10 protein-coding genes and 1 tRNA gene are annotated in these 12,430 nt (G+C 67.7%); 5 read left to right on the top strand and 6 right to left on the bottom strand.

Annotation, left to right across the window (positions count from 1 at the left end):
* The first annotated feature begins 181 nt into the window (after positions 1-181).
* Positions 182-1,309 carry an exonuclease domain-containing protein gene (locus tag SB786_RS26495; RefSeq protein WP_410730060.1) on the top strand — a complete coding sequence of 376 codons (1,128 nt, stop codon included), beginning with the start codon at positions 182-184 and terminating at the stop codon, positions 1,307-1,309.
* A 35-nt stretch (positions 1,310-1,344) separates the two neighbouring features.
* Here the strand turns inward: SB786_RS26495 and SB786_RS26490 are convergent, their stop codons facing one another.
* Positions 1,345-1,938, bottom strand: a complete 594-nt coding sequence (locus tag SB786_RS26490) for a chorismate mutase (RefSeq protein WP_410730059.1) — start codon at positions 1,936-1,938, stop codon at positions 1,345-1,347.
* A gap of 220 nt (positions 1,939-2,158) precedes the next feature.
* Positions 2,159-2,263, bottom strand: a complete 105-nt coding sequence (locus SB786_RS26485; RefSeq protein WP_162269111.1) for a chorismate mutase — start codon at positions 2,261-2,263, stop codon at positions 2,159-2,161.
* A 239-nt stretch (positions 2,264-2,502) separates the two neighbouring features.
* Here SB786_RS26485 and SB786_RS26480 point away from each other — a divergent pair, with 239 nt between their 5' ends.
* The 4 genes from SB786_RS26480 (at position 2,503) to SB786_RS26465 (ending at position 7,100) form a co-directional block, all read left to right on the top strand.
* Complete coding sequence (locus SB786_RS26480) at positions 2,503-2,892, top strand: DUF2946 domain-containing protein (RefSeq protein ID WP_410730058.1); 390 nt, start codon at positions 2,503-2,505, stop codon at positions 2,890-2,892.
* A 127-nt stretch (positions 2,893-3,019) separates the two neighbouring features.
* Entirely contained in the window at positions 3,020-5,374 is a 2,355-nt protein-coding gene (locus SB786_RS26475) for a TonB-dependent receptor (protein WP_410730057.1), read from the top strand.
* Positions 5,362-6,621: an exo-alpha-sialidase gene (locus SB786_RS26470; RefSeq protein ID WP_410730056.1), complete on the top strand. Its 1,260-nt coding sequence runs from the start codon at positions 5,362-5,364 to the stop codon at positions 6,619-6,621. Before SB786_RS26475 ends, SB786_RS26470 begins: the two co-directional genes overlap by 13 nt.
* Positions 6,618-7,100 carry a TlpA disulfide reductase family protein gene (locus SB786_RS26465; RefSeq protein ID WP_011656233.1) on the top strand — a complete coding sequence of 161 codons (483 nt, stop codon included), beginning with the start codon at positions 6,618-6,620 and terminating at the stop codon, positions 7,098-7,100. The genes SB786_RS26470 and SB786_RS26465 overlap by 4 nt, the downstream gene beginning before the upstream one ends.
* A gap of 82 nt (positions 7,101-7,182) precedes the next feature.
* On the opposite strand, the gene SB786_RS26460 is transcribed toward SB786_RS26465, so the two are convergent.
* The 4 genes from SB786_RS26460 to pepN form a co-directional block, all read right to left on the bottom strand.
* Positions 7,183-7,437, bottom strand: coding sequence for a GlsB/YeaQ/YmgE family stress response membrane protein (locus SB786_RS26460; RefSeq protein ID WP_006753220.1), 255 nt, complete (start codon positions 7,435-7,437; stop codon positions 7,183-7,185).
* 564 nt (positions 7,438-8,001) lie between these two features.
* Positions 8,002-8,077 (bottom strand) — tRNA-Thr (locus tag SB786_RS26455).
* 211 nt (positions 8,078-8,288) lie between these two features.
* Entirely contained in the window at positions 8,289-9,308 is a 1,020-nt protein-coding gene (locus tag SB786_RS26450; protein ID WP_410730055.1) for a class 1 fructose-bisphosphatase, read from the bottom strand.
* A 288-nt stretch (positions 9,309-9,596) separates the two neighbouring features.
* Positions 9,597-12,290 (bottom strand): aminopeptidase N, encoded by a 2,694-nt coding sequence (gene pepN, locus SB786_RS26445; RefSeq protein ID WP_410730054.1) that lies wholly within the window; start codon positions 12,288-12,290, stop codon positions 9,597-9,599.
* Positions 12,291-12,430 lie beyond the last annotated feature (140 nt).

Genomic DNA, 12,430 nt, shown 5'->3' with positions numbered 1-12,430 from the left:
ACCGCCCGGTGCGGACCCGCATGCCGGGTGGTGTGGGAGGGGATCGGTCAGTTTATCTGACCGCCCCTATCCCGATTTCGGGGCATGAAACCGGGCCGCCGGCGAATCGATTCCGGTTCGGACTGGTCGTGAACGTGCATGCCGGTGCATACTCACGAAAGCACCGTTTCCCTGCCTTTTCATGCCCGATTTCCGTCCGTCCGATCCAGCCTGCGAGCAGCCGCTCGTCTTCGTCGACCTTGAAACCACCGGTGGCTCGTCCGCCGAGCACCGCATCACCGAAATCGGCGTGGTCGAAATCGGCCCGCTCGGCGTGTCGACGTGGACGACGCTGCTCAACCCGGGACAGTCGATTCCGCCGTTCATCCAGCAACTGACCGGCATTTCGGACGAAATGGTGCGCGACGCGCCGTCGTTCGCGTCGCTCGCGACCACGCTGTTCGAGCGGCTCGATGGCAAGCTGTTCGTCGCGCACAACGCGAGCTTCGACCGCGGCTTCCTGCGCGCCGAATTCGACCGTGCCGGCCTCGCGTTCAATCCGGACGTCCTGTGTACGGTGAGGCTGTCGCGCGCGCTGTTTCCGCGCGAGGCGCGGCACGGACTCGATGCTTTGATCGAGCGTCATGGCCTCGTCCCCGCGGCCCGCCACCGGGCGCTCGCGGATGCCGATCTCCTTTGGCAGTTCTGGCGGCAGTTGCACGAGATCGTGCCGCTCGAGCGTCTGCGCGACCAGATCGCGCGTACGACGCGCCACTTCCGTCTCGCGGGCGGCATGACCGAAGCTTGGCTGGATACCGCGCCCGCCGGATGCGGCGCGTACGCGCTGTTCGGGGAGGGCGACGAAGCCCTTTACGTCGGGCGCAGTGTGCGTGTGCGGCAGCGCTTGCGCGCATTGCTGACCGGCGAGCGGCGCTCGTCGAAGGAAATGCGGCTCGCGCAGCAGGTGCGGCGAGTCGAATGGCGGGAGACCGGCAACGAGCTGGGCGCGATGCTCGCCGAAGCACAGTGGATCGCCCGCCTGCGTCCGTCTCACAACCGGCGTCCCGCGGCCGATAAAGCCCGTGCGGGCAACGCGTGCTGGCCGTTCGACGGCGCGGTCGCGTTCGAAGCGTGCGGCGAGCGCCGCCTGTTTCACGTGATCGACGGGTGGCGCTATCTCGGTGCGGCCGAATCACTCGACGCGGCCATGCGGCTCGCGGCCGACGGCCTGGACGGTGCGTACGAACCCCATACCCATCGCCTGCTGCAGACCCATCTCGCGCGCGGCCTGCAACTGATTCCGCTCGCGGCGCTCACGCCCGCCGACTGAGCGCCGCGTGCCGCGGCGCGCGGTGGCCGAGTGCGTCAGCCGATCGCGCTGGCGCCGCCGGCCGAGCAGACGTGGGACAGCGCGGTGCCGAGCGCCTGCGTGCGGCTGGCGTCGTAGCGGGTGAGCGTCTTCCAGTTCGCGATGCTACGGGCGAGCCGCGCCTGACAATCGGGCGCGTCGTGCAGCGGCGCGATTCGTGCGAGGCCGGCCAGCATCTTTTGCGTGAGCTGGTCGAGCGCCGGCCGCGTGCTGGTCGCGAGGTCGGGCGGCGTGCCTTCGGGCGGCCGCGTCGCGAGCCAGGTGGCAAAGAGCGCGTTCTGCACGTCCTTGCTCGCGGCGATCTGATCCTCGAAGAACGTCCGCGCGAACGCGGGATCCACGCCCGACTGTGCGGCGCGCTTCTCCACCGATGCGAGCAGTGCCGCTTCGCGCGGCTGGTCCTCGATCGCCTTGTGGTTCGCCCATTTCCAGCGTGCGACGGGTTCGGCAAGCGCGATCCGCTGCGATGCGAGCGCGACGAGATTGGTGAGCGCGGTGTCGTCGCCGTCGGCGCGCGCGACGGGCGGTGACGAAAAAAGGGCGACGCCGAGCGCGGCGACAGCGATGCTGGCACGAATGGCTTGTTTCATCGGAACGATCGGGTGAGCCGGGCGGGCCGCAGGGGGAAAACCAGAAGGATAGACGAAGACAGTCGCGCGGCGAAACGACGCGACAGAAGAATCAGCGGACGCGCTGACCCGACACCATCAGGCCGTTGCAGCCCGGGTGCGAAGCGATCTGCGCCGAAAACGCAGCGATGAACCGCACGATATCGATCGACACGTGGCGGTTACGGAACCGAACGTAGGTTCACTTCGGCGAGTACAGCTTGTGCTGCTCGTCGAAGAATGCCCGCACGTGGTCGGGCAATTCGGCGAGGAATTCCACGCCGACGGGTTCCGGATCCGGGCTCATTACTTGCTCGGGCGGGGGCATGCGAGTTGGTCTTTCGTCCATGGTCGTTTCTCCAGCAGGTTGAATAATTATCAACCTCGTGCTCGGATTTGTGCCAGTGGCGAATCGTTAGATTTTGTCTCTGTTGTATTAACGGCACATGCGCTGCGGCGCGCCGTGCGATGCCGACTATTGCATCCGGCTCACTCGGCAACCATCGGGCGCTTGCTATACTTGCGCGCACTTTTTCCTGGACCGCGATGAAACGGACGACGCGATGGATCGGCCTCGTATGGCTGGCGCTGGTACTGAACGTACTGTCGCCCGTCATCGGCTACGCGCGTCTCGCGTCGAGCGGTTCCGGCGAGCTCACGCTCGAGCTGTGCAGCGCGGCAGGTGCTCGCCAGGTCATCCTCGCGCAGTCCGGCGACGGCCGCGGCGCAGCGTCGTTCGACCATGCCGGCGTGCCGCACTGCGTGTACTGTCCCGGCTTCGCTGCGAACGTCGCGCTCGGCACGAGCCTGCCCGCGTTGCCGGGTTTCGTACGCGCGTTCGCGTACCGGGCGGCCGCCCCGGCCGTTCCCGATTTTCCCCGCAAGGGCATCCGCCTCGCGCAGCCGCGCGGTCCGCCTGAAAACGTCCCGATCTGATTGACATCGTTCGCGCGCCCCAGTGGCGCGCGTGCCGCCCGCGGCCCGGTCCGCGCGCCGCGCCGTATGCGCGCGGCGCGGCGGCTCGCGTGCGGCGGCTCCCGGTCACGTTTTCAGGAATTCATCCATGTCGTTCACCTTCGCCGCGCGGCCGTCGCGCGGTCGGCTCGCGCTCGCTTGCGCGGCCGCTTTTGCGTGGCCTGCCGCACAGGCGGCTGCGATCGATGGCGCGCCCGCCGACCCGGCGCCCGGCCGCTCGGGCAACCCGGCCGGCCGTGCCGCATCGGTCGCCGCGGTCGTGCCCGCGCAGCCGGGCGACACGCTGACCGAAGTCAGCGTCACCGCCCGGCGGCAACCCGTCGATCCGGATACGCCTGCCGTCGTCGAGTCGATCACGCGCGAGCAGATCGACGCGCACACCAACGTCACGACCGAGGACGCGTTGAAGTACGCGCCCAACCTGATGGTTCGCAAGCGCTACATCGGCGATCGCAACAGCGTGTTCGCCGGCCGCGATTTCAACGAACTGCAGAGTGCGCGCGGGCTCGTGTATGCCGATGGCCTGCTGCTGTCGAACCTGCTCGGCTCCAGCTATGCGTACCCGCCGCGCTGGTCGCTGATCGCGCCCGACGATATCGAGCGCGTCGACGTGCTGTATGGCCCCTTTTCCGCGCTGTACCCCGGCAACGCGATCGGCTCGACCGTGCTGCTGACCACGCGGCGCCCCGACAAACTCGAGGGGTCGCTGTCGACGCAGTTCTTCACGCAGCGCTATCACGACGGCTACGGGCTGGCGGACAGCTTCGGCGGCAATCACCAGACCGCGCGGATCGCGAACCGGATCGGCAAATTCTGGTTCTCGCTGTCGCTCGACCGGCTGGAGAACGACGGTCAGCCGATGCAGTATGCAAGCCCCAATTCCGCGTACAACCCGAAGCTCGGCGCCGCGGTGCCCGTGTCGGGCGCGGCCACCGACATCGGACCCAACGGCAAGCCGCGCACGATCGTCGGCGCGCAGAACCTCGAGCGGACCGAGCAGCTCAACGAGACGGTCCGGATGGGCTATGCGTTCACGGACCGCGTCGACGCGACGCTGACGCTCGGGCACTGGGAGAACCATTACCGGCAGCACGGCGAAACCTTCCTGCGCGACGCGGCCGGCAATCCCGTCTACGGCGGCAACGTGTCGATCGGGGGCAGGAACATGACCGTCGCGCCGAGCGCGTTCGCGCCGCAGCGCGGCGACCAGGAGAACTGGCTGTACGCGCTCGGCCTGAACGGCCGGCTCGATTCGGGCTGGCGGCTGTCGGGCGTGGTGTCCGCGTACGACGTGTCGCGCGACGTGCTGCGCGCGGCATCGAACGCGCAGGGCGGGGCCGGCACGCTGTTCCAGGGCGACGGCACGGGCTGGCGTACGCTCGACCTGAAGGCCGAGGCGCCGGAAGTGAAGGGCCACACGTTCACGTTCGGCTATCACTACGACAACTATTTCCTGCGCAACGTCACGTACAACACGGCCGACTGGCTGGCCGGGCCGACCACCTCGCTCGCGAGCGTCTACCAGGGCGACACGCGCACGCAGGCGCTGTTCGCGCAGGACGCGTGGCGTTTCGCGCCCGGCTGGCTCGCGACCCTCGGCCTGCGCTACGAGCGCTGGGATGCATACGGCGGCGCGCTCGGCAACGCGGGCGGCACGCTCGGCTACGCGGACCGCGGCGCGAATGCGCTGTCGCCGAAAGTCGCGCTGCAATGGGACGCAACGGACGTGTGGCGCTTCCGGGTGTCGTTCGCGACGGGCACGCGCTTCCCGACGGTCGGCGAGCTGTTCCAGGGCACGATCTCGAACAACGCGATCGTCAACAACAACCCGAGCCTGCGGCCGGAAAAGGCGATCGACTGGGACTTCACGGCCGAGCGCGACGTGGGCGTCGGCGTCGTGCGCGCGAGCGTGTTCCAGAGCGACCTGCGCGATTCGATCTACAGCCAGACGACGGTGGCGGGCGCGTCGACCGTCACCAACATCTCGAACGTCGATCGCGTGCGCGTGCGCGGCGTCGAACTCGGATTCAGCGGTCGCAACGTCGGGCTGCGCGGGCTCGACGTCGACGCGAACGTGTCGGCGAGCAACGCGCAGATCCTGGCCGACACCGCGAATCCCGCGTACGTCGGCTCGCGCTTTCCGCGCATCCCGCGCATGCGCGCGAACCTGCTCGCGTCGTACCGCTTCGACGAGCACTGGCTCGCGAGCGTCGGCGTCCGGTACTCCGGTCGCCAGTTCAACACGCTGGACAACAGCGACGTGAATCCGGACGTATACGGCGGCACGAGCATCTTCACGGTCGTCGACCTGAAGGCGCGCTACCGGTTCGACCGTCACTGGACCGCATCGGTCGGCATCGACAACCTGACGGACCGTCGCTACTACGTGTTCCACCCGTATCCGGGCCGCACTTTCTTTGGAGAACTGAAATGGTCGCTGTGAAATCGTTCGCGGCAGGCTGCGCGCTGTGGCTCGCGGCGCTGTCGCCCGCCGGTGCGCACGACGCACCGCAAACCGCCGATCCGCATGCCGCGCACATGAGCATGCAGGCTGCGCCGGCGCAACAGAAGCAGCCGCTCGCGACCGGCGCCGCGTTCGACGCGCGGCACCGGCTGTGGGTCGCATGGGTCGAAGGCGCGCACGTCGTCGTCGCGCACTCGGACGACGCGGGCCGCACGCTGTCCGCGCCCGTGACCGTGAACGCGATGCCCGAGCCGATCTACACGAGCGCGGAGAATCGGCCGAAGATCGCGACGAGCCCCGACGGCCGTGCGGTGTACGTGTCGTGGTCGATGCCGCTCGATGCGCCGTACACCGGCATGGTGCGCTTCTCGCGCTCGCTCGACGGCGGTGCAAGCTGGAGCGTGCCCGTCACCGTGCATCGCGACCGGCAGGCGATCACGCACCGCTTCGACATGATGGCCGTCGATCCGGCCGGCAACATCGCGATCGCGTGGATCGACAAGCGCGATCTCGTCGCGGCGAAGGCGGCGGGGCACGCGTATGAAGGCGCGGCCGTCTACTACGCGGTGTCGCGCGACGGCGGCGCGTCGTTCGAGCCCGAGCGCAAGGTGACCGACCACACGTGCGAATGCTGCCGCATCGCGATGGCGATCGATCCGGCCGGACACATCGAAGGCGTGTGGCGCAACGTGTTCCCGGGACAGATCCGCGACCATGCGCTCGCGGTACTGCCCGTGTCGGCAGCGGAGCCCGTCGTGCCGGTGCGTGCGACGTTCTCGAACTGGCATGTCGAGGCCTGTCCCGAGCACGGGCCGGCGCTTGCGATCACGCCCGACGGTACGCGTCATATCGCGTGGTTCGGCGTCGTCGATGGCCGCGCCGACGTGTTCTACTCGCGCATCGGCGCCGACGGCCAGCCGCGCGGCACGCCGTGGGCATTCGGCGCGAATCCGGCGGCGCCGGCCGAGCAGGCGTCGCATGCGGCGCTCGTCGCGCGCGGCGACGTCGTCTGGCTTGCGTGGAAGGCGTTCGACGGCGACACGATGCAGATCAAGCTGCGCCGCTCGGACGATCGCGGCGAGCACTGGTCGGCGCCGCGCGTGCTCGCGTCGACGTCGGGCGCGAGCGACAATCCGCAACTGCTCGACGACGCGGGGCGCATCTATCTGTCATGGCGTACGCGTAACGACGGCTACCGGCTGATTCCCGTGGAGGGCGCACAATGAAACGGCTGATGGTGTTGATCGGCGCCGTGCTCGCGAGCCTGCCGGCGTGGGCCGGCGAGCTGCAGCCGCTGCGTGCGGCCGAGGTCGCGAAGTTGTACGCGACGGCGCACGAACGGCCGCTCGCGGTCGAGATCTGGTCGCTCGATTGCGGATACTGCCGCGAGAACGCCGCGCATCTCGTCGCGTGGCAGCGCCGGCATCCGGACGTGCAGCTCGCCATGGTCGCGATGGACGCTTATGACGACAACGGCGCCGCGATCGCCCAGGCGCTCGCGCAAATGAACCTGCCGCCGCAGGTCGCGCAGTATGCGAACGCGGAGCCGATGCCCGAGCGTCTGCGGGCGGCGCTCGATGCGGGATGGCGGGGAGAAATGCCGCGTACCGTGTGGATCGGTCGCGATGGCGCACGCGAAGCGCGCAGCGGATTGCTGACGACCGACGTGCTCGACGGCTGGTCGCAGCGCGGCAAGCGCCGCTGAAACGGAAGGCGGCGCGCGGGATGTCGCGCGCCGCTTCGATGCGAAAACAAAGGGGCGCGCCCGAAGGCGCGCGAGAAGATCGTCAGGCCGCGCGCCTGAATAGCCGGATCACGAACAGCAGGACCACGGCGCCGATGACAGCGACGATCACCGAGCCGATGAAGCCGCTGCCGATGGTGATGCCGAGCATCCCGGCCAGCCAGCCGCCGATCACCGCGCCGACGATACCGACGATGATGTCGACGATCAGGCCGAATCCGCCGCCCTTGACCAGCAGGCCAGCCAGCCAGCCGGCGATCGCGCCGATGATGAGCCACATAATCAAGCCATGAGTCATGGTGATCCTCTCCTTGTATTGAGTCGAAATGACCGGACGTCGGCTGTTTCGCCGCAAGCTGCAGGAAGGCGGCATGCGACCCGCCGCGCCGCCCACGCAATGTAACGCGATAGACGGGTCGGAATCGTTAAGTAATGTTATGCACCCTTAACGGGTTTTTCCAGGGGATTCGTCTGCCTACGGCGCGGCGGGTGTGCAAACGATGCGCGGCGAACGACGGATCCGGTGCGCCGTCGCGCGTGCAGCGCAACGCCGTGAAGCATGGGCCGACGAGATCGGTCAGATGGCCGCGGCGTGCACGTCCGGCTCGCTGCTGCCGATCGCGGCGATGAGGCCGGTCGCACGGGACACGTCCAGTTGGCGGCCGAGGTTCGATCGCTCATGACGCCAGGTGCGCATGATGCAAGGAGAGGGCAGGATGAACCGGCGATTGCAATCGCCGGTGCGCGGGGCGAGGATGCTGCCCGCAAGCGGAAACGAGGGGGCGCACGATTTCGTGTACGGAAAACGCGGCTGGAAAAGAGAAAAGGCCTGACAAGCGATGCTTGTCAGGCCTTTATGTCTTGGTGCCGGAGATAGGAGTCGAACCTACGACCTTCGCATTACGAATGCGCTGCTCTACCAACTGAGCTACACCGGCAGCAGAGAAATGAAATTATATGGTCAAATCCGAGATCTTGGCAATAGGTTTTGCGAAATTTTTTCAGCTTGCTGGTGCTGCTGCTTCGCGAAACCATCGATCCGGCGGACTTCCCGCTTTCACTTCACTGCGACGCAGCCTGTCAGGGCCACATCGCGAAGGCGCGATTGTACTGACGTCTCGCACCTTCGTCCAGTGCCGCGGGGCAAATTTATTTGCCTTCGCCTTCGGTGTGATAGCCGGTCACGCGTTCGACTTCATTCTTCGAACCGAGGAAGACCGGCACGCGCTGGTGCAGGCCGGTGGGCTGCACTTCCATGATGCGCTGCGTGCCCGTCGTCGCGGCGCCGCCGGCCTGTTCGACGATGAACGACATCGGGTTCGCTTCATACATCAGGCGCAGCTTGCCCGGGCGATCGGGCGTGCGCTTGTCGGCCGGGTACATGAAGATGCCGCCACGGTTCAGGATCCGGTGCACGTCGGCCACCATCGATGCGATCCAGCGCATGTTGAAGTTGTCGCCGCGCGGACCGTCCTTGCCGGCATTCAGTTCGTCGACATAGCGCTGGACCGGCTCGTACCAGTGGCGCGCGTTCGACGCGTTGATCGCGTATTCGCGCGTATCGGCCGGGATCTGCATGTTGCTTTGCGTGAGCACCCACGAACCGACTTCGCGGTCGAGCGTGAAGCAGTTCACGCCGTTGCCGGTCGTCAGCACGAATACGCTTTGCGGGCCGTACACCGCGTAGCCGGCCGCGACCTGCTCCGTACCCGGCTGCAGGAACGATTCCTCGGTGGCCTGCTTGCCGTCCGGGCAGCGCAGCACCGAGAAGATCGTGCCGATCGACACGTTCACGTCGATGTTCGACGAGCCGTCGAGCGGATCGAACACGAGCAGGTATTCGCCGCGCGGGTAGTTCGCCGGGATCGGGAAGAACGTTTCCATTTCCTCCGACGCCATCGCGGCGAGGTTGCCGCCCCATTCGTTCGCGTCGAGCAGGATCTCGTTCGACAGGATGTCGAGCTTCTTCTGCACTTCGCCCTGCACGTTCTCGCTGCCGGCGGTGCCGAGCGCTTCGCCGAGCGCGCCCTTCGACACGTTGTAGCTGATCGCCTTGCACGCGCGTGCGACGACTTCGATCAGCAGGCGCAGGTCGGCGGGGAGGTTGTTGGTCTCACGTTGCTGTTCGATCAGGAACTTCGACAGCGTGGTGCGGCGGGCAATGGACATGACTGACTCCGAAAGGCCAAAGAATCCTTGAATGCCCGCAATTTTACCCGCCGGGCCTCCCGTGCCACCGGCTTTTTTCGTCCGGTTACATGGCCGCGCGGCCCATTCGGCCGGGTTCCCGCGTGCGCGGCGCGGCGCACCGGCCCAGCGGCGGCGCCACTGCCGGCGGTTGAGCGCGCTCTCCGGCTCCGACCCCGGGCACCTTTCAGCCGATAAAAAAGCCGGCGCCGCAACGGAGCGGCGCCGGCTTCTTCGCGCGGGAGCGCGACGCGAATCGCGTGCGTGCCGTTACGCGAGCGCCTTCTCGACGATCTCGCGCACGTCGCGCGATTTCGCGCCGGCCGCGACCTGCTCGAGCGCTTCGCGCATCCGGTCGCGCAGCGCCGGCGTGAAGCGGCGCCACAGTTCGAGCGAGCGGGCGAGGCGCGCGGCGACTTGCGGGTTGATTGCGTCGAGCGCGAGCACCTGTTCGGCCCAGAACGCGTAGCCCGAACCGTCCGCCGCGTGGAATTGCGCCGGGTTCGCCGCGCAGAAGCTGAAGATCAGCGAGCGTGCGCGGTTCGGGTTCTTCAGGTTGAACGCGGGGTGGGCCATCAGCTTGCGGACTTTCGCGAGCGTCGGCTGGGCGGACGTGCCGCGTTGCGCGGCCTGCATCGCGAACCACTTGTCGATCACGAGCGCTTCCTTCTCGAAGCGACGGTAGAAGTCGTCGAGCGCACGCGTGGCCGCGTCGTTCGCGCCCGAGGCCGCGGCGGACAGCAGTGCGCCGAGCGCGGCGGCGCGATCGGTCATGTTGTTCGCCGCGTCGTACTGCGCGGTGGCGATGCGCACGGTGTCGGCCGGATCCTCGAGTTCGGCGAGATACGCGAGCGCGAGGTTCTTCAGCGCGCGGCGGCCGGACGCTTCGGGCGTCGGCTCGTACGCGCCGGGCGTCTGGTGCTGCTCGTGCGCTGCCAGCCACTCGGCGCGCAGCGCGGTCGCGAGCTGGCGGCGCACGAACTGGCGTGCGCGATGCACGGCGGCCGGATCGGCTTCCGCCATCTGGTCGGCGAGATAGGTTTCCGACGGCAGCGTCAGCGCGAGTTCGCGGAACGCGGGCGACAGGTTTTCATCGGTCAGCACGCGGCGGAACGCGGCGACGAAGTTCTCGCCGAGCGTGAGCGGCTGGTTCGCGGCGGCGCGCGCGGCGAGCGTCAGCAGCGCGCGCGTCGCGAGGCGCTGGCCGGCTTCCCAGCGGTTGAACGGGTCGCTGTCGTGCGCGAGCAGGAACGCGAGATCGTCGTCGCCGTAGTCGTACTCGACGATCACCGGCGCCGAGAAATTGCGCAGCAGCGACGGCAGCGGCTGTTCCGGCACGTCGACGAACGTGAAGGTCTGCTCGGTGTCGGTGAATTCGAGCACGCGCGTCGTACCCGACGCGGCGGCTTCGCCGTCGACGCGCAGCGGCAAGTCGCGGCCGTCGCGGCCGATCAGGCCGATCGCGAACGGAATCAGCAGCGGCCCCTGTTGCGTCTCGCGCGCCGCCGGCGACGCGTCGCCGTAGCCCTGCGCGAGCGTGACGGTGTAGCGGCGTGCGGCCGCGTCGTACGCGGTACGCACCGACACGCGCGGCGTGCCGGCCTGGCTGTACCAGCGCTCGAACTGCGCGAGATCGCGCCCGTTCGCGTCGGCCATCGCGTGACGGAAGTCGTCGCACGTCACGGCGTGACCGTCGTGGCGCTGGAAGTACAGGTCCATCCCCTTGCGGAACCCGTCGCGGCCGAACAGCGTCTGGTACATCCGCACGACTTCCGAGCCTTTCTCGTAGACGGTCATCGTGTAGAAGTTGTTGATCTCGACGTAGCTTTCCGGACGCACCGGATGCGCCATCGGGCCCGCGTCCTCGGCGAACTGCAACTGGCGCAGCACGCGCACGTCCTCGATGCGCTTGACCGCGCGGGCCGCCGATGCGACCTCGTCGCCCGCCGCCATGTCGGCCGAGAACTCCTGATCGCGGAACACAGTCAGGCCTTCCTTCAGGCTCAACTGGAACCAGTCGCGGCAGGTCACGCGGTTGCCGGTCCAGTTGTGGAAGTACTCGTGGCCGACCACCGACTCGATGTTCGCGAAGTCGGTGTCGGTCGCGGTCTCGGGGTTCGCCAGCACGTACTTCGTGTTGAAGATGTTGAGCCCCTTGTTCTCCATCGCGCCCATGTTGAAGTCGCCGACCGCGACGATCATGAAGCGGTCGAGATCGAGCTCGAGACCGAAGCGCTTCTCGTCCCAGTGGATCGAGTGGACCAGCGAATCCATCGCGTGACGGGTCTTGTCGAGATCGGCCGGTTCGACCCACACCTGCAGCAGCTTTTCCTTGCCGGAGCCGGACGTGATCTTCTCCTCGATCGCCACGAGCTTGCCCGCGACCAGCGCGAACAGGTAGCTCGGCTTGCGGAATGGGTCTTCCCATTTCGCGAAGTGGCGGCCGTCGGGCAGCTCGCCCGAGTCGACCAGGTTGCCGTTCGACAGCAGCACCGGATAGGCGGCCTTGTCGGCGCGCAGCGTGACGGTGTACGAGGCCATCACGTCGGGGCGGTCGAGGAAGTAGGTGATGCGGCGAAAACCTTCGGCCTCGCACTGCGTGAAGAAGTTGCCGCTCGATACGTACAGGCCGGACAACGTCGTGTTCTGGTCCGGCGCGCACGCGCTCTCGAGCGTGAGCTCGAACGCATCGGCCACGTTTTCGACGGTCAGCCCGTGTTCGTGCGCGCGCACTGCACCATACGGCGCGCCGTCGAGCCGCGCGCCGAGGAATTCGAGCGCTTCGCCCATCAGCTCCAGATGCGGGGTGGGCGCCGCGTCCGGATTGCGGCGCACGCGCATCGTATTCCTGACGATCGTGCGGGCCGGCGCGAGATCGAATTCGAGTGCGACGGAATCGATGAGGAAGGCCGGCGGCGTGTAGTCGGCGCGGCGGATCACGGTGGAGGATGCGTTGTCGGACATGGTCGTCGAGATCGGTGGGGTGGGGATCGGGTCCGCAGCGCGGACCGGGCGAACCGGGCCATTGTACAAAGGCTTGCGGCCGCGTGCCGGGCGAACTTTTTACCGGTTCGGACAGTCCGCGTATTATCGGCATCCCGTGC

The organism is Burkholderia sp. SIMBA_062 (assembly GCF_046534765.1).
Classification (GTDB): domain Bacteria; phylum Pseudomonadota; class Gammaproteobacteria; order Burkholderiales; family Burkholderiaceae; genus Burkholderia; species Burkholderia ambifaria.
The sequence above is the reverse complement of the archived record's forward strand: the minus strand, read 5'-3'. Positions and strand labels throughout refer to the sequence as shown.

What these genes read in the sequence shown, in the direction of transcription:
- SB786_RS26480 (WP_410730058.1), top strand. Translation starts at nt 2,503, where the DNA reads ATGAAACGGACGACGCGATGGATCGGCCTCGTATGGCTGGCGCTGGTA.
- SB786_RS26450 (WP_410730055.1), bottom strand. Translation starts at nt 9,308, where the DNA reads ATGTCCATTGCCCGCCGCACCACGCTGTCGAAGTTCCTGATCGAACAG.
- SB786_RS26465 (WP_011656233.1), top strand. Translation starts at nt 6,618, where the DNA reads ATGAAACGGCTGATGGTGTTGATCGGCGCCGTGCTCGCGAGCCTGCCG.
- SB786_RS26460 (WP_006753220.1), bottom strand. Translation starts at nt 7,437, where the DNA reads ATGACTCATGGCTTGATTATGTGGCTCATCATCGGCGCGATCGCCGGC.
- pepN (WP_410730054.1), bottom strand. Translation starts at nt 12,290, where the DNA reads ATGTCCGACAACGCATCCTCCACCGTGATCCGCCGCGCCGACTACACG.
- SB786_RS26470 (WP_410730056.1), top strand. Translation starts at nt 5,362, where the DNA reads ATGGTCGCTGTGAAATCGTTCGCGGCAGGCTGCGCGCTGTGGCTCGCG.
- SB786_RS26490 (WP_410730059.1), bottom strand. Translation starts at nt 1,938, where the DNA reads ATGAAACAAGCCATTCGTGCCAGCATCGCTGTCGCCGCGCTCGGCGTC.
- SB786_RS26475 (WP_410730057.1), top strand. Translation starts at nt 3,020, where the DNA reads ATGTCGTTCACCTTCGCCGCGCGGCCGTCGCGCGGTCGGCTCGCGCTC.
- SB786_RS26495 (WP_410730060.1), top strand. Translation starts at nt 182, where the DNA reads ATGCCCGATTTCCGTCCGTCCGATCCAGCCTGCGAGCAGCCGCTCGTC.
- SB786_RS26485 (WP_162269111.1), bottom strand. Translation starts at nt 2,263, where the DNA reads ATGAGCCCGGATCCGGAACCCGTCGGCGTGGAATTCCTCGCCGAATTG.